21 protein-coding genes and 1 pseudogene are annotated in these 25,302 nt (G+C 60.6%); 3 read left to right on the top strand and 19 right to left on the bottom strand.

Translation table 11 applies throughout. The annotated features are described in order from the left end of the window. Positions 1 to 60: 60 nt before the first annotated feature. The 3 genes and pseudogenes from AC3I0A_RS07715 to AC3I0A_RS07705 all read right to left on the bottom strand — a co-directional run bounded on the left by AC3I0A_RS07715 (position 61) and on the right by AC3I0A_RS07705 (position 2,606). Positions 61 to 765: a methyl-accepting chemotaxis protein gene (locus AC3I0A_RS07715; protein WP_489378450.1), complete on the bottom strand. Its 705-nt coding sequence runs from the start codon at positions 763 to 765 to the stop codon at positions 61 to 63. A 204-nt stretch (positions 766 to 969) separates the two neighbouring features. Then, a pseudogene (locus AC3I0A_RS07710) lies at positions 970 to 1,146 on the bottom strand (HAMP domain-containing protein); the annotation flags it as partial. Between the two features lie 1,178 nt (positions 1,147 to 2,324). Then, complete coding sequence (locus AC3I0A_RS07705; protein ID WP_150806396.1) at positions 2,325 to 2,606, bottom strand: GNAT family N-acetyltransferase; 282 nt, start codon at positions 2,604 to 2,606, stop codon at positions 2,325 to 2,327. A gap of 644 nt (positions 2,607 to 3,250) precedes the next feature. Here AC3I0A_RS07705 and oprI point away from each other — a divergent pair. Next, positions 3,251 to 3,502 carry an outer membrane lipoprotei OprI gene (gene oprI, locus AC3I0A_RS07700; RefSeq protein ID WP_489377078.1) on the top strand — a complete coding sequence of 84 codons (252 nt, stop codon included), beginning with the start codon at positions 3,251 to 3,253 and terminating at the stop codon, positions 3,500 to 3,502. 125 nt (positions 3,503 to 3,627) lie between these two features. Here the strand turns inward: oprI and AC3I0A_RS07695 are convergent, their stop codons facing one another. The 3 genes from AC3I0A_RS07695 to AC3I0A_RS07685 all read right to left on the bottom strand — a co-directional run bounded on the left by AC3I0A_RS07695 (position 3,628) and on the right by AC3I0A_RS07685 (position 5,664). Continuing rightward, positions 3,628 to 4,599, bottom strand: coding sequence for a L,D-transpeptidase family protein (locus tag AC3I0A_RS07695; protein ID WP_489377076.1), 972 nt, complete (start codon positions 4,597 to 4,599; stop codon positions 3,628 to 3,630). Between the two features lie 110 nt (positions 4,600 to 4,709). Beyond that, positions 4,710 to 5,003 (bottom strand): hypothetical protein, encoded by a 294-nt coding sequence (locus AC3I0A_RS07690; protein ID WP_419117973.1) that lies wholly within the window; start codon positions 5,001 to 5,003, stop codon positions 4,710 to 4,712. A 55-nt stretch (positions 5,004 to 5,058) separates the two neighbouring features. Continuing rightward, positions 5,059 to 5,664 carry an arylesterase gene (locus tag AC3I0A_RS07685; RefSeq protein ID WP_489377075.1) on the bottom strand — a complete coding sequence of 202 codons (606 nt, stop codon included), beginning with the start codon at positions 5,662 to 5,664 and terminating at the stop codon, positions 5,059 to 5,061. 10 nt (positions 5,665 to 5,674) lie between these two features. Here AC3I0A_RS07685 and AC3I0A_RS07680 point away from each other — a divergent pair, with 10 nt between their 5' ends. Together AC3I0A_RS07680 and AC3I0A_RS07675 are read left to right on the top strand one after the other, a co-directional pair. After that, complete coding sequence (locus AC3I0A_RS07680) at positions 5,675 to 6,358, top strand: ABC transporter ATP-binding protein (RefSeq protein ID WP_489377073.1); 684 nt, start codon at positions 5,675 to 5,677, stop codon at positions 6,356 to 6,358. Then, positions 6,358 to 8,862, top strand: coding sequence for an ABC transporter permease (locus AC3I0A_RS07675; RefSeq protein WP_489377072.1), 2,505 nt, complete (start codon positions 6,358 to 6,360; stop codon positions 8,860 to 8,862). Before AC3I0A_RS07680 ends, AC3I0A_RS07675 begins: the two co-directional genes overlap by 1 nt. A 43-nt stretch (positions 8,863 to 8,905) precedes the next feature. Here AC3I0A_RS07675 and greB read toward each other — a convergent pair whose 3' ends face one another. From greB to AC3I0A_RS07610, 13 genes are all read right to left on the bottom strand, one after another. Next, on the bottom strand, positions 8,906 to 9,379 hold the full coding sequence (gene greB / locus AC3I0A_RS07670; protein ID WP_489377071.1) for a transcription elongation factor GreB: 474 nt from the start codon (positions 9,377 to 9,379) through the stop codon (positions 8,906 to 8,908). A gap of 98 nt (positions 9,380 to 9,477) precedes the next feature. Continuing rightward, complete coding sequence (locus AC3I0A_RS07665) at positions 9,478 to 10,188, bottom strand: NAD(P)H-dependent oxidoreductase (protein WP_489377070.1); 711 nt, start codon at positions 10,186 to 10,188, stop codon at positions 9,478 to 9,480. Between the two features lie 61 nt (positions 10,189 to 10,249). Then, positions 10,250 to 11,665: an aldehyde dehydrogenase family protein gene (locus AC3I0A_RS07660; protein WP_489377069.1), complete on the bottom strand. Its 1,416-nt coding sequence runs from the start codon at positions 11,663 to 11,665 to the stop codon at positions 10,250 to 10,252. Then, positions 11,658 to 12,848: a pyridoxal phosphate-dependent aminotransferase gene (locus AC3I0A_RS07655; protein ID WP_489377067.1), complete on the bottom strand. Its 1,191-nt coding sequence runs from the start codon at positions 12,846 to 12,848 to the stop codon at positions 11,658 to 11,660. Before AC3I0A_RS07655 ends, AC3I0A_RS07660 begins: the two co-directional genes overlap by 8 nt. Positions 12,849 to 12,872: 24 nt before the next feature. Continuing rightward, positions 12,873 to 14,486, bottom strand: a complete 1,614-nt coding sequence (locus AC3I0A_RS07650; RefSeq protein WP_489377066.1) for a 5-guanidino-2-oxopentanoate decarboxylase — start codon at positions 14,484 to 14,486, stop codon at positions 12,873 to 12,875. Positions 14,487 to 14,496: 10 nt separating this feature from the next. Then, positions 14,497 to 16,596 (bottom strand): acetate--CoA ligase family protein, encoded by a 2,100-nt coding sequence (locus tag AC3I0A_RS07645; protein WP_489377064.1) that lies wholly within the window; start codon positions 16,594 to 16,596, stop codon positions 14,497 to 14,499. Positions 16,597 to 16,614: 18 nt separating this feature from the next. After that, positions 16,615 to 17,775 carry an acyl-CoA dehydrogenase family protein gene (locus tag AC3I0A_RS07640; RefSeq protein ID WP_489377063.1) on the bottom strand — a complete coding sequence of 387 codons (1,161 nt, stop codon included), beginning with the start codon at positions 17,773 to 17,775 and terminating at the stop codon, positions 16,615 to 16,617. A 52-nt stretch (positions 17,776 to 17,827) separates the two neighbouring features. Next, positions 17,828 to 18,619 carry an enoyl-CoA hydratase/isomerase family protein gene (locus tag AC3I0A_RS07635; protein ID WP_489377061.1) on the bottom strand — a complete coding sequence of 264 codons (792 nt, stop codon included), beginning with the start codon at positions 18,617 to 18,619 and terminating at the stop codon, positions 17,828 to 17,830. A gap of 341 nt (positions 18,620 to 18,960) precedes the next feature. Next, the gene (locus AC3I0A_RS07630) at positions 18,961 to 20,367 is read right to left on the bottom strand and encodes an amino acid permease (protein WP_489377060.1); all 1,407 of its coding nucleotides are present in this window, start codon (positions 20,365 to 20,367) and stop codon (positions 18,961 to 18,963) included. 211 nt (positions 20,368 to 20,578) lie between these two features. Then, positions 20,579 to 22,837 (bottom strand): ATP-binding protein, encoded by a 2,259-nt coding sequence (locus AC3I0A_RS07625; RefSeq protein ID WP_489377059.1) that lies wholly within the window; start codon positions 22,835 to 22,837, stop codon positions 20,579 to 20,581. Beyond that, entirely contained in the window at positions 22,834 to 23,607 is a 774-nt protein-coding gene (locus AC3I0A_RS07620; protein ID WP_489377058.1) for a substrate-binding periplasmic protein, read from the bottom strand. The genes AC3I0A_RS07625 and AC3I0A_RS07620 overlap by 4 nt, the downstream gene beginning before the upstream one ends. A 5-nt stretch (positions 23,608 to 23,612) precedes the next feature. Next, positions 23,613 to 24,332, bottom strand: coding sequence for a response regulator (locus tag AC3I0A_RS07615; RefSeq protein WP_489377057.1), 720 nt, complete (start codon positions 24,330 to 24,332; stop codon positions 23,613 to 23,615). A gap of 88 nt (positions 24,333 to 24,420) precedes the next feature. Then, positions 24,421 to 25,068, bottom strand: a complete 648-nt coding sequence (locus AC3I0A_RS07610; RefSeq protein WP_489377056.1) for a TetR family transcriptional regulator C-terminal domain-containing protein — start codon at positions 25,066 to 25,068, stop codon at positions 24,421 to 24,423. Positions 25,069 to 25,302: the final 234 nt, after the last annotated feature.

Raw genomic sequence — 25,302 nt, 5'->3', positions numbered from 1 at the left:
AGCCCACCCTCACCAGCCCTGCATCTCATCTCAAGACCTACGTAACCCGAAGCCTGCGCCTTACAACCGGAAATGCCCGACCATCCCCTTCAGCTCCGCCCCCAACTGCGCCAGCTCGATGCTGGACGCGGCATTGCCCTGCATCGCCAAAGACGATTGATCGGCACTGGCGCGGATGCTGGTGACACTGCGGTTGATCTCTTCGGCCACCGAGCTTTGCTGTTCGGCAGCAGCGGCGATTTGCTGGTTCATCTGCTGAATCAATGACACCGCTGCAGCAATGCTGCCCAGAGCGCTTTCGGTCTGCAACGCATCGCTGACGGCCATTTTGACCAGCTCGCCACTGCTCTGTATTTGCTGCACCGAAGCCTGCGCGGCCGAACGCAAGGCACTCACCAGCCGCTCGATCTCCTCAGTGGATTGCTGGGTTCGTTTGGCCAACGCCCGCACTTCATCAGCAACCACCGCAAAGCCCCTGCCCTGCTCTCCGGCACGCGCGGCTTCGATGGCCGCATTGAGTGCCAGCAGGTTGGTTTGCTCGGCCACACTCTTGATCACGCCGAGCACCGTACCGATGTTTTGTATTTCCGCACTGAGGCTTTCGATACTGGAACTGGCGGAGGTCGCCGAGTCGGCGAGCTGCTCGATGCGCTGCATGCTCTGGCGAACCACCTGCTGACCGCTCTCAACCTTGTCGTCGGCCGTCTGTGCAGCTTGCGCGGCTTCTTCGGCGTTGCGCGCCACGTCGTGCACAGTGGCAGTCATCTGGTTCATCGCCGTAGCGACCTGCTCGGTTTCTTCCTTTTGGCTGCTGACTTCGAGATTGGTCTGCTCGGTCACCGCCGACAGCGACTGAGCCGAGCTCGCCAACTGCTCGATACCCGCCTGCAAACCACTGACGATACTGCTGAGTCCAGCGCCCATCTGCTGCATCGCGAGCATCAACTGGCCAATTTCGTCACGACGCGTGACTTCCACTGTCGCACTGAGATCCCCCGCCGCTATTTGTTGAGCGACACGAATCACGCTACGCAGTGGCGCAACGATCAGACGGGTAATCACCCACGCAGCGATCAACCCGACCAACAGCGCCAATGCCGAGGAGCCGATGATCAGCACCGAGTTTTTTTTAAGCTCCACCTGCATCGACTGATCCTCGGCCGCATAAGCCTGATCAACCCGCTCGACGACTTGCGCGGCACGCTCATGCAGTTGCTGGTAGACCTTTTTTTCCTGCGCCAGCAAACCGGTGTATTCGGTAAGTTTTTCGCTGAAACTGGCGATATGCCCGGCCACTTCGTTGAGGACTGTCTGGTACCCCGGGTCCTTGACCGTTGTCTTGAGTTGCTCGGCCTGGCTCAGCGCCTCATCGGCTTGCTTGATCTTGCCCTGCTCTGCGCTCTCATCGCCCTTGCGGCTCTGATCCAGACGTACACGAGCTTCGTTCATCGCCTGCAGCATCAGCCTGGATACCTGACTGACCTGATTGGCTTGCTCGATAAACTCTGCGCCCTCCTTGCCCTGGGACTCCTTCAGTGTGTAGGCGCCATCATCGGCAAGACCCGACTGGAGTACATCGAGGTTATTGGCAACGCTGGAAACCGACCAACTGGCCATTTCCAATGCCAGATCCTTGGACTGGGTCAGGTCGACGAACTCATCGAAGGCTTTGCGATAATCCCCAAGCGCCTGTTCAACGTCATTCATTACCGGGACATTGGTCGCCGACTGCGCCTTGAGTTGCGTCGCCAGCACGATCAGGCCGTCAACACCTTCACGCAAGGCATCGGCGGTTTTCGAGTCGCCACTCAGGGCATAGTTCTGCTCCAGCAAGCGCACTTTAAGCAGACTGCTATTGAGCGATGACATCTGCTTCAGGCCATCGAAACGCTGACTGATCGCCTGTAGGGACCACACGCCAATGGCCGCCACCAATGCCGTCAGGAGTAATACCAGAACAAATCCGACACCCAGTTTATTCGCCATACCGAGGTTGGCAAAACGTCCTTGAACGGCCGTAATCATTGCGCTTTATCCCCTTCCCGTACCGAATGGCATAAAGGCCATTGTCTATGCATGCAGATTCGCAATGGGTTGCCCTTCAGCACAAGTCTCTGGCGTCTGAATAATGGCAAAAAGCTACGTCAAGGTCGCTTTCAGGATGCTCAAGGTCGATCCGGTAGATGATGCTGGACTGGCTGAGCAGTTGTCGCGAGCTCCATAACAAAACGCCCCGGGCCAGTGAGGCCCGAGGCGCTTGAAAGGTCATCCTGTGGATTACATGCTTGAGTACGGCATGGCAGGACTTTTACCGGCGTACCTGATCAGAGTTTCGCAGCGTGCCGCTGGTGACGCTCCATGTAACGCTCCACATAGGAACACGATGGAATCACCGTGTAGCCCATTTGCTCTGCGTACTCGAGCGCCTGTTCGGTCAGCGCGGCCGCTATACCGCGACCACGCAGTGCGTTGGGCACGAATGTCCGATAGATATCCAGGGTCTGTTTACCCAGGTCCATATAGGTCAGGTAGGCACGATGACCGTCCACACTGGTCTCGAACTGATGACCAGCCTGGTCATGGTGGATGGACAACGCCTCGCTCATCACTACTCCTCGCGGGTCTGGAATTCCGACCCCTACCTTACCGATGTTTTTCCGGCGAAGGAACATCTACGCCACCCCGTGCCTGTCTGGACACCGAGAAGAGCTTACCGATCTCGCACAGCCGAGCACGTTTCAAATAGTAGGCACCATTGCCGTAAATGCTCAAGGCGCGCTCGTCATTGCGTAGTTCACGCAGGCATTGCTCGGTGTCACGTAGAGGTGGCCCGACCCGATATCGGGTCGATAGCCTGTGCATTGCCGGATGTTGAGACTTAAGACGAACGCCCTTTCTTAAAGTCACCTCAACATGGACAAAGATGCGTGAGCCGATCCGCAAATTCCGAACAAAAAGTGTAGACCGATCAATCTAGACCGACTTTCACCTACACTCCAAAACAGCCCCGGGCAGCAGCGTGCGCTCATGACTCGCTATGAAGCGGCTCGCCCGGGCCGGGCCTCACAGCTGCATACTTTTTATACAATCTCATGAAAAGTTGCTTGAAAAAGAATCAACGCCTAGAATTTTTTTTGCTTCTTGCGCTACGTCAGTTTACTTACTACAAGTAATGGGTAGTATGTACGCCGGCTATTCCCCTCACTCTGAGGAGATAGCTATTAATAGAAAGTCCTTGAAGGGGAACACGATGAATAACGTTCTGAAATTCTCTGCTCTGGCCTTGGCCGCAGTTCTGGCTACCGGTTGCAGCAGCGTCTCCAAAGAAACCGAAGCACGTCTGACCGCTACTGAAGATGCTTCGGCTCGCGCCCAAGCTCGTGCAGACGAAGCGTATCGTAAAGCTGATGAAGCTCTGGCTGCTGCTCAAAAAGCACAACAGACTGCTGACGAAGCTAACGAGCGTGCTCTGCGCATGCTGGACAAAGCTAGCCGCAAGTAATAATCCTTCGGGGTTGTTATCAAGCCGATCCATTCTTGGATCGGCTTTTTTATTGCCCGGTTTTCCTGACGGCAATAAAAAACCCGCCGAAGCCGTGAAGCCTCGACGGGTCATTTCATGAGCAACTATTGCAGATCGATCGGCGTGCTGGACACCATCGGCGCATCATTGTTACCCGGTATGGCGATTTCGACCGGAAGCCCATCTTCAGCGGCTATCACGTCGCGTACTACATCCCAGTTCGTGCGCATGTTATTGGCCAGGTCCTGACGCTTGAGCAAGGCATTGATCACCGCCGTGTGCTTGTCCACGACCGACGGTTTGCCAGTGTCATCCAGCGGCGTATGCGCCTCCAGATAGATCTTGCCGCCACTGATCCCGAACTTGTACGGATCGTTGATAATTCGCACCGACGTGCCCACCGGCACCATGCCGGCCATCTCCAGAACGTTGTTGTTGAACATCCGGAAGCAGCCGTGGCTGGTGCGCATGCCGATGCCGAACTTCTTGTTCGAGCCGTGGATCAGGTAACCCGGAGTCCCCAGAGTGAACTTGAACGGCCCCAGCGGGTTATCCGGGCCTGCTGGCACCACGTTCGGCAACGGGTCGCCATCAGCGGCGTGCTCGGCCTTGATCGAGGCTGGAGGCGTCCAGCTCGGGTTCGGGGTTTTCGCGATAATGCTGGTATGGGCAATCGGCGAGCCCCAGCCTTCACGACCGATACCCAGCGGGAAGGTGTAAACCACATCCCGGCCTTTGGGGAAGTAGTACAGGCGATATTCAGCCAGGTTGATCACGATGCCTTCACGCGGGCCTGGTGGCAGAATGAAGCGAGTCGGCAGCACGACTTCGGTCCCCGCGCCCGGCAACCATGGGTCGACACCCGGGTTGGCCGCAATCATCTCCAGATAACCCAGATCATAGGCCGTGCCCAGGTCGGCGAAGGTATCTTCATACTTGGCCTGGATCACCTGAACCTGGCCGACGATATCTTCGCCCGGCGGCGGTAAAGGCAACTCCAACGCTGCAACGGGACCAGCAACGCACAAGGCGGCAAGAGACAGGCAGCGGGTGACGGCGGGAAAACGCGGCAACATCCGGAAAATCCTTCGCATGATCAACGGGTAAAAGAAAATATTGTACACCGCCGGCCACGGCTGCGGGAGGCTGGGCGACGAGCTCCGCCGGTTGCAATCATTTCGCTTTTTTACAGTTCGAAGCGCAATTCCGGCCAGATCGGCGACGTACCGCGTTTCTGTGATTCGAGAATTGCCCGACACAACGAACACAGACGCTGGTCCTGGAAAATCGTCCGGTCGACGCTCGACCAGCGCGGTTGAGCCGGCAACAAGGTGCCGCACAGCGTGCGGTCGACCGAGCCGCCCAGCTCCAATTGCCGCGTCACCAGATGCACCCGGACTTCCTGACAGGCGAACAGATCCAGCTGTTCATCGGGCTCGATCAGTTGATAGGCAAACAGGGACCAGGCGGGACGCGGCATCGGGGGCTCCAAATCGGGGCGCCACCTTAGCCGAAAGACTGCCGGTAGAAAAGTGTCAAAGCAGCGGTTTTAGCGTCGGCCAGACATTTTCCAGCAACTTGCCCTGAGCTACCGCCGCCGGGTGAATGCCATCGGCCTGCATCAGCTCGGGATTCCCGCCCACTCCCTCGAGAAAAAACGGTACCAGCGGGATGTTTTTCTCCTCGGCGAGGTTGCTGTATACCTCGGCGAAGGCTTGGGTGTAACGCACGCCATAGTTGGGTGGCAACTGCATGCCCAGCAAGAGCACTTTGGCACCGCTGGCCCGGGAGCTGTCGATCATCGATGCAAGATTTTGTTGCAATTGAGCTGGCAGCTGACCGCGCAGGCCGTCATTGCCACCCAGCTCGAGGATTACCAACTCAGGCTTATGCTCTGCAAGCAGCGCCGGCAGGCGCGCCTGGCCGCCGGCACTGGTGTCACCGCTGATGGAAGCGTTGACCACTTTATCGGTGAAACCTTCACTCCTGAGCCTCTGCTCCAGCAGGGACACCCAGCCCAGGCGGGTATCCAGGCCGAAAGCCGCGCTGATACTATCGCCAACGACAAGGACTGTACCCGCCGCTGCGTTCTGGGCCATGCACATCAAGGCCAGGCCAGCACTCAAAAACCACACACGCATCGGACTCTCCATGGGCGCAAGCATTCTCACAGCGCGCAACCTTAGCAAAGTGGTTCCCAGCGCGGAAGGTGAACTGACCATCCTGCACGAACTCAGCCTGGAACTGAACCAGGGCGACAGCCTGGCCATCGTCGGCGCCTCCGGTTCAGGTAAATCCACCCTGCTCGGGCTGCTGGCCGGTCTCGATCTGCCCAGCAGCGGTGAAGTCGTGCTCGCCGGTCGAGCCCTGAGCACCCTCGACGAAGATCAACGTGCGCGGATCAGGGCCGAGCATGTCGGCTTTGTCTTCCAGTCCTTTCAACTGCTCGACAGCCTCAACGCTCTGGAAAACGTCATGCTGCCGCTGGAACTGGACGGCCGCAAGGACGCCCGCGAGCGCGCCAGGGAATTGCTCGAGCGGGTTGGTCTGGGCCAGCGCCTGAGCCACTCGCCACGCCAGCTCTCCGGTGGCGAACAGCAACGGGTAGCGATTGCCCGCGCGTTTGCTGCGCAGCCCACTGTGCTGTTCGCCGATGAACCTACCGGCAACCTCGACAGCCATACCGGCGAGCGCATCAGCGACCTGCTCTTCGAACTCAATAAAGAGAGCGGCACGACCCTGGTGCTGGTGACGCACGACGAACGCCTGGCACATCGCTGCCGGCGCCTGATCCGCCTTGAAGCCGGCCTGCTGGTCGCCCCACTGGAGCCTTGATGGCACGCTTGTCGCTGTTGCGCCTGTTCAGCCTCGCCATCCGCCAATTGTTGCGCGATGCCCGCGCAGGCGAACTGCGGGTGCTGTTTTTCGCCTTGCTGGTCGCCGTGGCGGCGAGTACCGCCATCGGTTACTTCGGCGCTCGCCTGAACAGCGCCATGCTGTTGCGCGCGACCGAGTTTCTCGGTGCCGACCTGCTGCTCGAGGGCAGCTCGCCAGCGCGGCCGGAACAGATTCAAAGCGGCATCGAGCTGGGCCTGGAACATGCCCGGGTGGTCGAATTTTCCAGCGTCATCGCCACGGATAACGGCATTCAGCTTTCCAGCGTCAAAGCTGCCGACGATGCTTATCCGTTGCGCGGCGAACTGAAAAGCGCCCTCGCCCCTTACGCCCCGGAAGAAGTCGGCGGCGGCCCGAAACCCGGCGAAGCCTGGGCCGAGGCCCGGCTGTTGCCGGCACTGAATCTGAAGATCGGCGACAGTATCGATGTCGGCATGAAAACCCTGCGTCTGACCCGGGTGCTGACCTACGAACCAGATCGCGCCGGCAACTTCTACAGCCTGACGCCCAGGGTAATGATCAACCTCGCAGACCTGGAAGCCACTGGCGTGGTCCAGCCCGGTAGCCGGGTCAGCTATCGCGAGCTCTGGCGCGGCGCGGCGCCTGCCCTGGAAACCTATCGACAGTTGATCAAACCCGGCCTGGCCGCCAACCAGCGTTTGCAGGACGCGCGCGACGGCAACCGGCAAATCGGCGGCGCGCTGGGCAAGGCCGAACGTTACTTGAACATGGCCAGCCTGGTGGCGGTGTTGCTTTCCGGTGTAGCGGTCGCGCTTTCGGCCAACCGCTTCGCCACCCGGCGCTTCGACGCCAGCGCCTTGCTGCGCTGCCTTGGCTTGTCACGTCGGGAAACCCTGCTGTTGTTCAGTGTGCAGCTGACCGTGCTCGGTCTGCTGGCCAGCCTCAGCGGGGCCCTGCTCGGCTGGTTTGCCCAGCTCGGTTTGTTCTATCTGTTGCATGACCTGTTGCCGACCGATGTACCGCCGGGCGGTCTGCTGCCGGCGATCGCCGGGATCGGCACCGGATTGGTGGCCTTGGCCGGCTTCGCCCTGCCGCCATTGGCCGCCCTGGGACGTGTTCCACCGCTGCGGGTGCTGCGCCGGGACATGTTGCCAATTCCCTCAAGCAGCTGGATGGTCTATGGCGCGGCATTGGCAGCCCTTGCTCTGATCATGTGGCGCCTGAGCCTGGACCTGCTCCTGACCTTCGCCCTGCTCGGCGGCGGAGTGGTTGCCGCGCTGGTGCTCGGCGGCCTGTTGTTGCTGTTACTGCAAAGCCTGCGCCGATTGCTCGCGGGCGCACCGCTGCCATGGCGCCTGGGACTGGGCCAGTTGCTGCGCCATCCGCTGGCCGCCGCGGGTCAATCCCTGGCCTTCGGCTTGATTCTGCTGTCGATGGCGCTGATCGCACTGCTGCGCGGCGAGTTGCTGGACACCTGGCAGAATCAGCTGCCCAAAGACGCGCCCAACTATTTCGCGCTGAATATCCTGCCCGCCGATAAAGAAGCCTTTAACAACCGGTTGATCGAGCTCTCCGCGCAATCGGCACCGCTGTATCCGGTGGTGCCGGGGCGGCTGATCAGTGTCAATGGTGAACCGGTGCAGCAAATCGTCAGCAAGGAATCCAGTGGCGACCGCGCCATCCAGCGCGATCTGAGCCTGACCTGGGCCGCCGAGCTGCCAGCGGGCAATGCCATCACCGAAGGCGCCTGGTGGTCGCAACAGCCTTCGGGCGAGATGCCGGGAGTTTCGGTCGAAACCCAAGTGGCCGAAAGCCTCAAACTCAAACTGGGCGATCACATGATCTTCACCGTCGGCGGGGTCAATCGCGAAGCCGTGGTCACCAGCCTGCGCACGGTCAACTGGGATAACTTCCAGCCGAACTTCTTCATGATCTTCCAGCCGGGAACCTTGAAGGATCTGCCTGCCACTTACCTGACCAGCTTCTATCTGGCCGCCGGCCACGACCAGCAGCTCATCGACCTCTCACGGGCCTTCCCGGCAGTGACCATTCTTCAGGTCGAAGCGTTGCTCGCGCAGCTGCGCAGCATCCTCGCCCAGGTCACGCTGGCGGTGGAGTACGTGCTGCTATTCGTTCTCGCTGCGGGGATGGCGGTGCTGTTTTCCGGTTTACAAGCGACGCTGGATGAACGCATTCGCCAGGGCGCACTGCTGCGAGCCTTGGGCGCGGAGCGGCAACTGCTGGTCAAGGCGCGGCGTATCGAGTTCGGCTTGCTGGGTGCAGTCAGCGGTTTGTTGGCGGCATTGGGTGCGGAGCTGGTGAGCCTGGTGCTTTACCGTTATGCGTTCGACCTGGCCTGGCACCCACATCCGTGGCTGCTGCTGGTGCCGGTGATCGGCGCGCTGCTGGTGGGTGGCGCCGGAGTGTTCGGCACACGTCGTGCCTTGAACGCCAGCCCGCTGACCGTCCTGCGCGAGGGTTGACTGGTTCGGGCCGGGCGCCATGAGCACCGGCCCGAGCGGCAATCTATTTGATGTATTCGATTTTGTTCACCCACCACTCCATGTCGCCATGGGGTGTGGGAACGACGAAGTCGTCTCCGACCTCTTTCTTCAACAACGCACGGGCCATGGGCGAATCGATGGAGATGTAATCCATGCGTTCGTAAATCTCGTCGTAGCCGACGATTCGAAAACGCTTGGTTTCACCGGCTTCATTTTCAATCTCGACCCAGGCACCGAAGAAAACCCGCCCTTCCTGCTCGGGGGAGTACTCCACAACCCGCATATCTTCCAGGCGCTTGCGGATGTAACGGACTCGGCGGTCTATCTCCCTCAGCAGCTTCTTGTTGTATTGATAGTCCGCGTTCTCGCTTCTATCGCCCAAGGAAGCCGCCCAGGTGACTTTTCGGGTGGTGTCAGGGCGCTTCTCTCGCCAAAGGAAATCCAGCTCATTTTTCAGGGCCTCATGACCATCCTTCGTGATTATCTTCGTGCTCAATGGATTGCTCGCTGTTCCTGGTGCGCAGGCCAGCTTACCACTCAGCAGTTCGCTGCAAACCCGGGGTTCGCAGCAATTTCTTCGTCCTGATTACCCGCTCAAGCTTTCTCGACCCGTGGATAAAGCGCCTCATCGAACTGCGACAGGCGCGGGAACTCGATGGGTTGGTCGTCGGCGATGTTTTCCAGGCGCTGCTGATAGCTTTGCAGGAAGTCCTTGCGCGCCTCATCGCTGATGTACGGCACATGCCAGGCCACGAACGGCTCCAGCACATCGAAGCCGACGTAGGCGAGCGTGCCGCGCAGGATCGGTCGCAGCATGTCTTGCAGCGGGCCATGAATCGCGCCTTCGCCAAACATGTGCTCACGGCCGCCCAGCGTCACTGTCACCAGTGCTTTCTTGCCGCTGAGTCCGCCCTGATCGTAGAAGCGTTTCCCGCCGTAGCAGACTCCCGATACCAATACCCGGTCGATCCAGCCCTTGAGTATCGCCGGCGTGGAGAACCAGAAGATCGGGAAGTTCAGGATCAGCAGATCGGCCCACAGCAGCTTGTCCAGTTCTTGCTGGATATCCGCCGCCAGCGATTGGCTCTTTACCCCCAGACGCTGCTCCAGCGCATAGACCAGATAGTCCGGATTCTCCCGCGAGGAGAAATCATCGGCGCTGGCCACCGGGTTCCAGTTCATCGCATACAGGTCACTGACCTGCACCTGATGCCCTTGGGCTTTCAAGGTTTCTACCGCTTGATCGCGCAAGGCGGCGGTAAAAGAGTTTGGCTCGGGATGGGCGTGGACGATCAATACTTTCATGGGAATTTCCTGGACGTTTTCAAGCTTGGAAGGCGAAGGTTGGGCAACGGTCATGGCGAGATCACAGCTGCATCGCCTTCACTTCGACAAACTCGGCCAGCCCTTCTTCACCCCATTCGCGGCCATTGCCCGACTGTTTGTAGCCACCAAACGGTGCCTGATAGTTGAACGCCGCGCCGTTGATAAAGCACTGCCCGGCGCGCATCTGTCGCGCCAGTCCGAGTCCGCGCTCAGTGCTACCGGCCCATACGCCGCTGGACAGGCCGAACGGCGAGTCATTGGCGATTTGTATGGCCTGTGCTTCATCCGTGTAGGGAATCAGGCACAGCACCGGACCGAAAATTTCTTCCTGGGCGATACGCATCCGATTGTCGACGTCGGCAAACAGCGTTGGCTTGACATAGAAACCGCGCTCGAGCTCGTCAGCCGTTTCACCGCCACATAGCAGCCGCGCGCCCTCTTGCTGACCGACTTGAATGTAGTCGCGCACGGTCCGCCGTTGCGCTGCCGAGCACATCGGACCGAGAAAGCTTTGCGGGTCGAGCGGATCGCCCATGCGCAGGCTTTGGGTCTCGGCCAGGGCCAGTTCCAACGCCTCGGCGTAGCGACTGGCGGGCAGCAGCATGCGGGTCAAGGCGGTGCAGGTCTGTCCCGAGTTGATCATCACGTCCTGCACGCCATAACGCACAGCCGCTGCCAGATCAGCATCTTCTGCGATCAGCAATGGCGACTTGCCGCCCAGCTCAAGACAGACTCGCTTGACCGAAGGCGCTGCCGCCTGCGCCACGCGAATACCCGCGCCAGTAGAGCCGGTGAACGACACCATGTCCACGTCCGGGTGTTTGGCCAAGGCTTCACCGACCTTGGAGCCCGGTCCGCTGACCAGGTTGAACACCCCGGCCGGCAGGCCAATGGCCTCGATCATTTCGGCCAGCAAGAAAGCATGCAACGGGGTTTCCTGACTCGGTTTGACCACCACCGTGCAACCGGCCGCCAGCGCCGGCGCGAGTTTGCCGATCAACTGATGCAGCGGGTAATTCCACGGATTGATGAACGCGCAGACACCGACCGGCTCGCGGATCACCAACGAGTTACCGACTTCGCGCACCTCATCCATCAGCCCGGCGATCTCGATGTACTGCTCCAAACCGGCAATCGGCCCTTCGACCTGCACCGAGCGGCACCATTGCACCGGCATGCCGAGTTCAGCGGTAATCACCTGCGCCATCTCGTCTGCCCGCGCTCGCAGCTGCTCGACCAATGCACGGATGTAAGCCGCGCGCACACTGGAAGAAGTCCGCGACCATGGACCAAAGGCCCGTCGCGCCGCGGCCACGGCGCGTTCAACGTCACGCTCGTCACCCAACGGCACTGAGCCCGCGACGTGTTCAGTGGCCGGATTGATCACCTCGGCCAGGCCCTGACCAGAAGGTGTCTGCCAGGCGCCGTCGATAAATAGTGTCCTGTAATTACGCATCAACCAGTGTCTCCATCAATTCATGGGCACAGCGGGCGATCCGCTGGCAGGCATCACGCAGTGGTGCGGCACCGAGTACCAGACCCAGGCGGATATGCCCGGCGGCACTGGGGCCGAACGCTTCACCGGCCAGTACCGAGACACCGTGCCGATCCAGCAGGCGGTCGGCGAACGCCTGGGCGCTGAGCCCGGTTTCGCGGATGTCGACCATCACGAACATGCCGCCATCGGGTTTCAGCGCACGCAAGCCCGGGCAATTTGCCAGGCATTCGCAGACCAGATCGCGGCGCTGGCGATAGGCCAGGCGCATGGCTTCCAGCTCCGGCAGCTGGGTTTCCAGGGCGACCACCGCGGCGTCCTGAATAAAATCCGGGGAGCCGTAGAGCATGCACAGCGCGAGGTTTTCCAGATGTCCGGCGAGTGACGGCGGCGCGACCACCCAGCCGACGCGCCAGCCGGTCATGGCGTGGGATTTCGACAGGCTGTTAAGCGTTGCGGTGCGCTCGGCCATGCCCGGCAAACTGGCCGGGCTGATGTGTTCACCCTCGAACAACAGCTCGCTGTAGACCTCATCGGAAATCAGCCACAGATCATGAGCGATGCACAGCTCGGCCAGCGCCTGCCAGGTGTTGCGCGGCAAGCTGGCGCCGGACGGGTTGTGCGGACTGTTGAGCGCTAGCGCCCGAGTGCGCGGCGTAATGCGCGCAGCGACGTCTTCAGGCAACACCCGAAAGCCGTTCTCGGAACGCACCGGCACCGGAATCACCACCGCACCGCAGGCACCGAACACCGCTTCATACGTGACGTACATCGGCTCGGCGACTAACACTTCATCGCCGGGATTGAGCACGCACTGGGCGACGCTGAACAACGCACATTGCGCACCGGCCAGCACCACGACCTGATCGGCATCGACCGGTTGGCCGCTGCGTTGGCGATGACGTTTGGCGATGCTTTCACGCAAGGCCCGCTTGCCGCGCACCTCGGCGTAATGGGTATTGCCCGTCAGCAGGCTATCGATGGCCGCCTGCACGATCGGCACCGGGGTATCGAAATCCGGATCGCCCACCGACAGCAGCAGAATGTCTTTGCCCTGTTCCTGAAGCGCCAGGGCGCGGTAGTGAATCTCCCAGGCGGCAGCACCGTCACCGGCGATACGTTGGGTCAGATTGGAAAAACGCATGATGGCTCGTTCCTTGTTGATGGTTTAACCGATCAGCGCGCAGGCGTGCTTGAGTTCGATCAGGGTCACGCCGTTTCGGCTGAATCCGGCACGCAGCTCGGTTTGCAATTGATCCAGGCTCTGCGGTTGCGTCACGGTGCAACCGAAGGCGCGGCCCAATGCGGCGAAATCCGGGTTGCGCGGCAGCACGCCAATCGGCTCGATATCCAGCCCGAGCATGTCGTCGCGAATCTGCCCCAGGGCGTCGTTGTTCCACAGCAGCACCACCAGCGGGCTGTCCAGCTCTTCCACGGCGGTCGCCAGTTCTTGCGCGGTGTAGAGAAAACCGCCGTCGCCGACCAGCACCAACCCCGGCCGGTTCGGCGCACCGAACTTGGCTCCGATACCAGCCGGCAAGCCATAACCCAAGGTGCCGTAGCCGGTCGGGTGCAGCCAGCTGCGTGGCGCATGGCTGCTGAAGGCGTAGTTGCCGGTGTAGGCCAGTTGGGTCATGTCGCTGCTGATAAAGGCGTTGTCCGGCAATTCGGCCGAGACGCGGTCGAGGATCGCCTGATGGATCGACTGCAAGGCTCCGTGACCGGCCTTGACCGCTGTACGCAACGTGTCGACGGCTTGAATGGCAGCACTCGCATCGCGTGCGGGTTCGGGCAGACGCGCCAGCAAGGCGGCAACGGTTTGCTGCGCATCACCCTGCAAGGCCACCGCACACGGATAGAAATCATTGAACTTGCGCGAGTCGATATCCACCCGCAGCAGTTCGGCATTCAGCGGCAGACGTTCACGCCAGTAATCGGTGTCGGCCATCTCGGTGCCGACCGCGAGCACTACATCGGCTTCGGCGATCAGCTTCCAGCCAGGTTCCACGCACAAGGTCGAACCGGCATTCAGTGGTGCATCCGGTGGCAACAAACCCTTGCCGGCGACGCTGCTGAAAAACGGCGCTGCCAGCCGTGTGCTCAACGCCTCAAGCGCCTGTGCGGCGTTCAGCGCACCGCCGCCGGCGATGATCATCGGCCGGCGTGCCGCTTGCAGTTTTGCCGCCGCCTGATCCAGCGCCTCGGCAGCCGGTACGCCGCGTCCCGGACGGCGCACCACTTCATGGCTCCAGTCGCGCGCCACCGGCGCGGACAGCACATCCAGCGGCACCGAAATATGCACCGGACGCGGGCGCTCGCTGTCGAATACTGCGTAAGCGCGGGCGATCAGTTCGGGCAAATCCTCGGCACTCAAGGCCACCGCCGAGAACGCGGTGATTGGCGCAGTCATGGCGCGCTGGTCCTGGGTTTCATGCAGGCAGCCCCAGCCTTTGCCGAGACTGGCCGTGTGGTTGACGCTGGAAATCACCAGCATCGGGATCGAGTCGGCATAAGCCTGACCGATAGCAGTCGCGGCGTTGGTCACGCCGGGGCCGGTAATGATGAAGCACACACCCGGTTTGCCGCTGACCCGCGCATAGCCGTCGGCCATGAAACCGGCCCCCTGTTCGTGCCGGGTCAACACATGACGAATGCCGCTGCCGGGCAAGCCGCGATACAGCTCCAGCGTATGCACACCGGGAATGCCGAACACGGTGTCGACGCCATAATTGGCCAACAGGCGCACCAGGGTCTGGCCGCCGGTCAAGGTTTTGCTTTGCATGCTCATATCCTCAAGCTTGGCCGAGGCGAATCAACGCATCGACCGCAGTCGTGCCATCGGCTCCGACCAACAATGGGTTCACATCGAGTTCGAGCAATTGCCCGGCGTTTTCACAGGCGTAGTCCGCCACGGCACGGATCGCTGCGACCAACGCGTCCAGATCCGCTGCTTCGCGACCTCGAAAACCTTGCAGCAAGGGTGCGCTGCGCAGGCTCAGTAACGCGGCACGAATGGCGCCGTCATTGGTCGGCAACAGCAGGCTGCGACTGTCCTTGAGCAGCTCCACCAGAATCCCGCCAGCACCAATGACCAGCGCCAGCCCGAACCCGGTTTCACGCTTGATACCCACGATCAATTCGGCCAACGGCGGCGTCGCCATGCGCTCCAGCAGTATTTGATCGAACGGTACCTCCGGTGCGTACTCGGCGATTCGTCCGCGCATCTGTTCCAGCGCGTCGCTCAGTGCCTTCTCATCGCGCAGGTTCAGCGCCACGGCTCCGGCTTCGGTCTTGTGCGGCAGCTCGGCGCTGACCGCCTTGAGCACCAGTGGATAACCCAGCGAATTCGCTGCGTTCAACGCCTCGCCCGGAGTGCTCAACACGCCTTGCGGTATCGGCAGACCGAAGGCGCGCAACGCCTGTTTGGACTGCCATTCATCCAGCAACTGCCCCTCGCCTTCCAGCGCCTGTGGACAAATCGGCACCAGCGCCGCCTCACCGAGTGCGAGCAAGGCCTGACGTCTCTGTTGATAACCGGCGATCCGGCCCCACGCCGCCAAACCATCTTCCACCCCTTGCAGCGCCGCCACACCACAGCCGTGCAGACGCTCGCGGGCGCTGGCCGGCAGCAGTTCGGGAAAGGCCGAGGTGACGAAACCGGTCTTGCCGTGACGGCTCAACGCCGCGCAATACAGCTCCAACAGCAGATCACATTCCTTGCGTTCGCCGGTCGCTTCAGAGGGGTAATCGAGCACCAACACGGCGGCGGCGGCTTCAGTGCGCAGGGCGCTGTCGAGCATCTGGTCCAGCGCTTCGCGGTCGCCCCAGATCGCCGTGGTGAAGTCCAGAGGATTGACCAGATTGGCGTAGCTCGGCAGCACTTGATCCAGCTCGCCCTGCTGGCTTTCATCGAGTTTGGGCAAGCTCAAATCGTTGCGTTCGGCGTAGTCGGCAATCAGCCCGGCATCACCACCGGAACAGGCCAGCGCAATCAGGCTCTTGCCTGCCGGTAAATTGCCGCAAGCAGCGGCTTTCAGGGTTTCGACAAAACTCACCGGACCGCTGACGCGAATCACCCCGAGGCGCTCGAACAGGCTGTCGTACAGCGCATCGGAACCGGCCAACGAACTGGTGTGGCTGAGTGCCAACTCTGCGCCAATCTGCGACACACCGGTTTTCAGCGCGATGATTGGAATGCCCTTCTCCAGCGCCTTGTGCGCCGCCTTGGCAAAACAGGGGACGTTCTTCAGCCCTTCCAGATGCAAGCCGATTGCCGTGACGCGCGGCTCGTCGAGCAGCACATCCATCAGTTCGGCGATGCCTAATTGCGCCTGGTTGCCGACTGAAGCCATGTAGGCCACGGGCAATGAGCGGTCACTCATGGACAGGTTGTAGGCAAAGTTGCCGCTCTGCGTCAGCACCGCAACGCCCTTCTCGACGGTCTTGCCGCCGTGGGCGACTGGCCACAGCGCCGAGCTGTGCAGGTAGTCGAGCAAGCCGTAGCAGTTGGGGCCGAGCAAGGCCATGTCGCCAGCCGCCTCGAGTAGCTGATCTTGCATGGCCTGGCCTTCAGCGCCGGTCTCGGCAAAACCCGAGGCGTAGCAGATCGCGCCGCCTGCGCCCTTGGCCGCCAGCTCGGCGACGCAGGTCAAGGTCAGTTCGCGGTTGGTGGCGATGAATACCGCGTCCGGGCCACATGGCAGTTCTGCCACGCTGCGCACACAGGGCACGCCTTCGAGGCTGTCGTGCTGTGGGTTGACCAGCCACATCTGGCCCTGATATCCACCTTCAGCACAGCGCTTGAGCGCACGGGCCATGCTCCGGCCGCCGATAAACGCCAGGTGGCGCGGCGCGAGCAGGCGTTTGAGGTTGTCGCGAATCTGTTGGGACATATCCGTTCTCCGACCCGATCAGCGCAGCAGCGGCCGCAGCAGCTCGCGGGAAATGATGTGGCGCTGGATCTCCGAGGTGCCTTCCCAGATCCGTTCGATCCGGGCGTTGCGCCAGATGCGCTCCACCGGACCTTCGTCCATCAAGCCCATGCCGCCGAAAATCTGCACTGCTTCATCAGCCACGCGACCGAGCACTTCACTGGCGAACAACTTGGCCATCCCGGCTTCGCCATCGGTCATGCTGCCCTGGTCCATTTTCCAGGCGGTGTGCAGGGTCAAGAGTTCGGCTGCGCGGATTTGCGTGGCCATGTCGGCCAGCTTGAACGAGACACCCTGATAGGTACCGATGGGTTGGCCGAACTGCTTGCGATCCGCCGCCCATTGCAGCGAAACATCCAGCGCACGCTGAGCCTGGCCGACGCAGTTGGCGGCGACCATCACCCGTCCGGCGGTCAGCCAGGCGTTGGCCACTTCCCAACCCTTGCCAACTTCGCCGAGCACTTTGGAGGCGGGTACGCGGCAGTCGTCGAAGAACATTTCATAGGTGTGGTAACCACGGTTGCTGACGCATTTGGGCCCCCGGCGAATCGTCATGCCCGGCGTGTCGCGATCGACCAGGAATGAGGTCACGGCGTTGCGTTGGCGACCGTTGTGTTCGTAGGTATCGGTCACGGCGAAGACAATGGCGAAATCGGCGTGCCCGGCATGGCTGATGAAGTGTTTGCTACCGTTCAACACAAAATCGTCACCCTCGCGGATGGCGCGGGTCCTGATCGCATTGGCGTCGGAGCCGGCGCCCGGTTCGGTGAGTGCGAAGCAGTCGATTTTTTCACCCTGGATGCACGGCAGCAGGTAGTCCTGAATCTGCTGGCCGGTACAGGCCATGAGGATTTTCGACGGGCGCGCGACGAACACATGCAGCGCCCACGACACCCTGGACAGCTCGCGCTCGATCAGTGCCTGGGACAAGTAATCAAGACCGCCGCCGCCGACTTCTTCCGGCATGTTGAAGGCATAGAAACCTGCCGCCAGCGCCTTGCCGCGAATCTGTGCGGCGAGCTCCGGGGAAACTTCATCGGCACGATCGACAGCTTCTTCATGGGGCAACAGTTCCTTGGCGACGAAACTGCGAACCGCGTCCACCAACATTTCTTGTTCTTGGGTCAGCTGGAAATTCATGGTGCTACCTGCTCTTCGATAATCGTTTTATTCGTGGGCTGCGATGTCGCATTTATTGGCCAATAAAAACCGGCGGGCGTTTTTCCATCGCCGCGCGCAAGGCTTCGGCGCCGTCTTCACTGCGACCACAGAGCAAACCGGCGGCGAGTTCCGCGCTCAGTTGTTCCGGCAGGCTGCGCTGGGCGCCTTCGCGCATCAGTTTCTTGGTCTGGGCGAAGGCGAAGGTCGGGCCGCTGGCCAGTCGTGCGGCCAGTTCGGCCGCCACGCTCAGCAGTTGCTCATCGGCACAGATTTCGCTGACCAGGCCTGCCGCCAAGGCGCGATCGGCACTCCACAGTTCATCGAGGAACAACAGGCGCTTGGCCTGCTCGGTGCCGATCAGACGCGGCAAGTGCCAGCTGGCACCGGCATCCGGCGAGTAGGCCATGCTGGTGTAACCGGCCTTGAACCGGGCGGACTGCGCGGCGAGGCGCAGGTCGCAGCACAACGTCAAATCCATCCCGGCGCCGACGGCGGTGCCATTGATCGCAGCGATAGTCGGTTTATCGAGGCTGTACAGCCGGCTCATCATCGCGTGGGCGGTTTCTGTCCAGCCGTAGCTTTCCAGCGCACCGCGAGACTCGGCTTCAGCCCATTCGGCCAGGTCGGCGCCGGCGCAGAAACTGCGGCCAGTGCCGGTCAATACGATGACCCGCACCGCCGGATCGACGTTGAATTGGTCGAGCAAGGCGTGAAGGCTTTTCAGCGTCGGGATGTCCAGCGCATTGCGTTGCGGTGCACGGTTGAGGGTGATCCAGGCAACGCCGGCTTCAACCTGACTGAGCAGAGAAGATTGAGTAGTCATACGAGTCCTCGAATTGTTGTGTTTGACGACATGGCACCAATACTAAACGACTGTTCAGTAAGGCGGCAATCCTGCGGCCGGAGGGCCTGTAACAGCCCTAAAAATTAAATAACTACTTGTTTTAAAAGAGAAAAATTAGAGAGCTCGGATAACCGCCGAAAAAGTTGTTACATCTTTGAACAACTGACTACGGCGGCGGCTTGCGAGATCTTGAGGTCGAGGAGATCTAATGTGGGAGCGAGCTTGCTCGCGATAGCGGACTGACAGTCAACATCACTGTTGAATGTTATGCCCTCATCGCGAGCAAGCTCGCTCCCACATTTAGTCCTTTGTTTGTGGGCTTAAACCGTCGCCTGCGCCAATGCCTCCTGACGCTTGCGGTTGGTCATGAAGTAAGCGCCGTAGCAAATGGCGATAAAGCCAAAGCCCCAATACAGCGACGGACGTTGTGTCTCGTCCAGCGCCAGGAACACGAACAGCGAGCAGCACAAGGCGATGCACAGCAGCGGCAGGAACGGGAACCAGGGTGCACGGTATTTCAGATCGCTGAGCTTGCCGCCTTCCCTGATGTAGGCACGACGGAATTTGTATTGCGCCAGGGCGATCACGATCCAGGTCACGGTACCGGCCATGCCGCTGACGGCCATCAGCACCATGAACAGGGTGTCGGCGGCAATGAAGCTGGTCAGCAGCGACACCAGGGCAAAGCACAAGGTGATGCTCAGGGCACGCAACGGCACGCCGCGCGAACTCAAGGGCGAGAGGCTTTTCGGTGCCATGCCGGTTTTCGACATGGCCCAAAGGATCCGCGTCGAGGCGTACAGGCCAGAGTTACCCACCGACAGAATCGCGGTGAGGATCACGAAGTTCATCAGGTCCGCGGCGTAAGGAATGCCGACCATGTCGAACACCTGCACGAACGGGCTTTCCATCAAGCCGGCCTGCTGCCACGGCACGATGGCCGACAGCACCACGATGGCTAGCACATAGAAGATCAGCACCCGGAACACCACGTTGCGCACCGCCTTGGGAATGCTCTTCTCCGGCTGGTCGGTTTCGCCAGCAGCAACCCCCATGATTTCGCAACCCTGGAAGGCGTAGACCACGGTCATCATCACCGCGAACACTGCCGACAGACCGTTGGGGAACAGCGAGTCGCCGATCAGGTTGCTCATCATCGGTGCCGGGGCGCCACTGGTCAGTGGTATCGCGCCGAAAATCACCAGCACGCCAACGATGATAAAGCCGAGGATCGCCGCCACCTTGATTCCGGAGAACCAGTATTCCGCTTCACCGAAGGCACGAGTCGCCAGGGCGTTCAACCCAAACAACACCACCACGAACAGCGCCGACCAATACCAGATCGGAATGTCCGGGAACCAGCGCTCCATCAACATGCCCGCTGCGGTGAATTCCAGACCAACCGTGGTCGCCCAGCTCATCCAGTAAACCCAGCCGATCATGAAACCGGTGGCAGGTCCGATGTATTTGGTGGCGTGGGTCTGGAAGGAGCCGGAAACCGGCATTTCCACTGACAATTCGCCGAGGCAGACCATCACCAGATACATCAGGAAACCGGCCACCAGGTACGCCAGAATCGCGCCCACCGGCCCACCCTGGTTGATGATGACACCCGAGCCCATGAACAGCCCGGTGCCGATGACCCCGCCCAGCGACAGCATGAAAATGTGCCGGCTTTTCAAGGCGCGGGTCAGGTGTATACCTTTACGTTCGATAGATTCGCTCATGACAGCACCTCTTAACACTGGGTGAGGTGCGCGGCGGATGACAGGAGGTCATCGCGCGGGGAAAGATCAGCTTTACGGCAGTTCATTATTATTATCTCCAATAAGCTTCGAAGACCGCGTACGGCGCGGTTGTGCCGATTATTGGAAAGCCATGTAAGTTCGCGTTGAACGTAAAGATCAAAGATGTAAAAAGTCGTAACGAATTTGTGCGTCAGGCGTTCAACACGTCCGCCAACACCCCTTGCGAACGCTGCAACACTCCATGGAATTGCGGCACCAACGCTTGCACAGACACGGTGTCGTTGATCAGTGCCGCCTCTTCCAGCGCTCGCAAGACCTCGGCCAAGGCGCGGAACCCCAGTGAATCGCTGCTCCCGGCCAAGCGGTGGGCCAGATGCGCGACTTCCGTGCAGTCACCCGCCTCGATCGCTTCCGTCAGTGCCACACGGTGCTGGTCAATCGAGTCGCGCAATACACCCAACAGACCATGAAGTTTCTGCTCGCCGAGCAAGGTGCGATGGGTGTGCAGCAACTGCCAATCCATCAACTGGTTTTCCGGCTCCGGTTCAGAAAGGGGCGATTCACCGGCCAAGGCCTGGCGCAGATTTTCGAGCTTCAGCGGTTTGGCGAGAATGCCCTGCATACCGGCATCCAGATAACTGCGGACCAAGGCCGGCTGCACGCTGGCGGTCAGGGCAAAGATGCGGCTATGTTGGTTGAGCCCCGGTGTGCTGCGGATCAACGTGCACAGCTCGACGCCGCTCATTCCCGGCAAATGCACATCGAGCAGAATCAACTCGAAGGCCTGCCGGCGACATAACACCAGCGCTTGCTCGGCGTCTTCAGCGAGGCTGACCTGATGCCCGTCGCGCTCCAGCAAGCCGCTGACCACCTCGCGGTTCAGCGCCACATCTTCGACCACCAGAATGCTCAGCGCCTGACCCGGCGCACGGGTGACCGCGATATTGGCCATGCCAGTGGCCGATTGCAGGCTCAGCTCGAACCAGAAGCAACTGCCCTGCCCCTCCTGGCTGTCGACGCCGATGCGCCCGCCGAGCAATTCCACCAGATGTTTACTGATGGCCAGTCCCAGCCCGGTGCCGCCATAACGCTGAGCCACGTCTTCGCTGGCTTGAGTGAAGCGCTCGAAGATCTTTTCCTGCACCGCTGCCGCGATACCGATGCCGTTGTCGGTCACGCTGAAACGCAGGCGCTGACCTGGCAGATCATCGGCAGCCAGCAGCGCGACTTCAACGGTGATCTGCCCGGCCTCGGTGAACTTGATGGCATTGGCCAACAGATTGCTCAACACCTGACGCAAAAACTGCTCGGCGCCATGGCAACGATCGACGACCTGTGGATCGACCCGGCAATGCAGTTGCGTGCCATTGCTCTGCCCTCGCGGTTCAAGCAGCGTCAGCACCTCATCGAGCAGTTGCCTGATGGAGAAGTCGACCCGCTCCGGATGGCTTTCACCTTCTTCCAGTCGGGCGAAATACAGCACCTCGTTGAGAATCGTCAGCAAGCCTTCGCCGGCTTTGTACAAAGCCTCCAGGCGTTTACTGTCGCGCTCGTCGAGGCTGGCGCCGCGCAACAGTTCGGCCATGCCCAGAATGCCGTTGAGCGGTGTGCGCAGTTCATGGCTCATGGTCGCAAGGAAGCGCGACTTGGCGAGGTTGGCTGCTTCGGCATCGTCCTTGGCCCGCAGCAGACTGGCGGTGCGACGCTCGACCATTTTCTGCAGTTCGTCGCGTTTGTCTTGCAGTGCCAGACGGTCGACTTCGCGCCGGTCGATGTCACTGAGGATCGCCCGGCGCATGTCATCCAGTGCGTGGGCCACGGTGTCGATTTCGTCCTCGATGCCGGTGCGGCTTTTGTCCAGCCGCAAAGGTTCGTGCCAGTCACCGGCGGCAATGCGCCGGGCAAAATCGGCCATGACCAGCAAATGTCGAGTCACCAGACGATAGAACAACCCCGAAAGTGCCACCGCCAAACCACAGAGGAACACGCTCATCCACAACAGGCTGGTCAAGCCGGTGGCGTACAAGCGGCGATACACCGCACCCAGATCGATACTGATTTCCAGCTCGCCCAGATGTCGCTGCGAGCCGTCCGGTGGTTGATACATCAGCTCGAAACGCTCAATGCGCAACGGTCCGACCAGCGATGCATTACCTTGCAGCAGATCGAAGTCAGGACTGTTCAAGCGCACGCGAGCCACATCGGAAAAATCCACCAACCCGCGCAGTTGCACATTCAACTGCTCCTGGTTCAGATCCCAGAGGCTGCGCTCCAGGCTGGCCAGGTAGCCGGCACGGATCAACTCCATGCGCGAATCGATATCACGCATTTCACGGCGGTACTCGAAATACAGCTGCACGCTGCTGGCCAGTACCGTGAAGCACAGGCTGAACAGCAGGATGAACAGCAGCAAACGCCGCAACAGACCCTTGGGGCTGGCGCGTGTCATTGCGCGTCCGCCGGCAGGCTGATCATGTCCCGGTAGGTGGTTTCGCTTTCGTTCAGCCAGCGTTCGATCTCGCCCGCTTCGACCATCCGTTGCAGTTCGGCGTCGATATCGGGCATGCGTTCGGCCAGCGCAGAACGGCGTGACACGGCGATCCGCAAATAGTCCACGCTCAATGAATTGGGCAATGGCTCGATGTCGGCGGCGCCCGGCAAGTGCTCAACGAACAGCTGCCCGGTGCGTCGCTCATGGGTAATGAAGTCGATCCTGCCGCGAATCAGTTTGCCGAAGTTCTGTCGACTGTCGGACACCCATTCGATATTGCCGTGCCGGGCGACGAAGCGATCGAAGTCCAGCCCATAGCTCTCACCGAACAACAGGCCGCCGCGATAGTTGCCAAGGTCTTCAAGCTGTTCGAACTTCACCGGATGCTTGCGATTGACGAACACCGCGACTTCTTCGCGCAACACCGGCACCGTCGAGAAGCGCATGCTCTGCTCGCGCTGCGCCGTGCTGTAGGCCAGGACCACGTCGACGCGGCCTTCGGCGGCGTCCAGCAAGCAGCGTTTCCAGTTGCCCAGCACGACGATCTCGACCTCGTAACCCAGCTGACCAAACAGGCTTTTGACCACGCTGGGCGCAAGGCCGCGCACCTGTTTGCCGTCGCTCCAGGAAATCGGCGGGTAGACCGGATAATCGCAATAACGAATTCGCTCGGCCGCCGTCGCCGTTGTGCCCGCCAGCGCCAACAACAGCCAGAACAATCGCAACATACCGTTCAAGCAGCCACGCTGGCGGTGAACAAATAGCCGGCGCCATGGATGGTAATGATCAATTGCGGTTCGGCGGGATCGTCATGCAGCTTTCGCCGCAAGCGCCCGACCAGGACATCGATGGAGCGATCATTGGGTACCCATTCACGGTTGCGGATCTGATCCATCAACTGGTCGCGACTCAAGGTATGCCCGCTGTTGCGCAAAAACACACTGAGCAACTGGTATTCACCATGGGTCAGCAGGGTTTCACCACCGGCATGATCGATCAAGCGCCGACGATCGGTGTCCAGCGCCCAGGCCGCGAACTGTTTGACCTGCTGGCGAGGCAGCGCCGTCGCCGGCTTGTGCAGTTGCGCATGACGAACCCGGCGCACCAGATTTTTCGCCCGGGACACCAGTTCACGCGGATTGAGGGGTTTGATCACGTAGTCATCGGCGCCACATTCAAGGCCGACGATGCGGTCGATTTCATCGTTGCGTCCGGTAATCAGAATGATCCCGACTTCAGAGCGCACGCGCAGCTCGCGGGTAAGGGTCAGGCCATCCTTGCCTGGAAGGCGGATGTCGAGCATTACCAGGTCGACAGCATGGGTCGCCAGAAAGGTTTCGGCCAGCTCCGCCGTTGCAGCGCAATGCACCTCGTAACCTTCCTGCGAGAGGTAAGCGTGGAGGAGTTCGCGAATCAGCGGATCGTCATCGACGATCAGTACCCGAGGAGTCATCGCTTGGTGTCCTGTGCCCAAAGGGCGCGTTTCTTATTAGAGTTTTTCCGGCATCAGCGACAGAGAGTATCCATTGCTGAACGATCGATCAACGGCCCTCCGTCTGCCGTCGGAAACGCTGGCTACCGCCCGTCTGCAAACCGTCGACCCAGGCTTCGCAAATCTGGATGCCCTGATTCGGGGTGAAGGTGCCGGGGTTGAGTCCCGACTCCAGCCACAAGCCGTCGAGCAGTGCGCTCAAGCCGATGGCGGCAAGGTCGCCATCGAAGTCGTCCCAGCCCTCTTCCTGCGCCAGATCGTTCAGTATCTTGCGCAATTCGGCGCGGTATTCGCCATAGGAATGCTCATGGGCGAGGTTGATCGCTTCGGCGGTCTTTACCGCGCCCCAGAACGCCAGCCAGGCATCCAGTAATTGCGGATCCAGCATCTCGGCCGAGAATGATGCGCGGAAAAACGCCGACAACCGCTCACGGGCATTGGGTGCAGCGTGCTCCATGGCTTCGCGTAACAGGCTCATGACCCGGCCAGTGATCGCCATATAGGCTTCGGCCACCAGTTCATCCTTGCCGGAGTAGTGATGGCTGATCAACCCGACCGAAACCCCCGCCTGTGCCGATATCTTGCGAATCGAAGCGCCCTGGAAGCCGTGACGCTTGAGGCATACCAGCGTCGCCTCGATCAGGTTAGCCTTGCGCAACTCCGGCTCCATTCGGGAAAAGCGGGCTTCCTGAGACATCGTGGTCAATCTCCTTGGATCGGTCGTTGGGCTGGTCTTTTGCAGCCGCTGAGCTGAACGACTGTACAACAGGAGCGCAGATTGTGGCGAGGGGGATTTCTGTGGCGAGTGGCGTTCCGACAAGTCCCCTCGCCACAGGAAACATCCAGCCGCTTATGTCCACTCAACCAACATTAAAAAAATAAGTTTATTTTTTACTACAGGTAAATTTTTATAGAAAAATAATAACAACGC

The organism is Pseudomonas sp. KH_024_B2, assembly GCF_057839965.1.
Note: the sequence above shows the minus strand (reverse complement) of the source record. Positions and strands in the feature narration are given on the sequence as shown.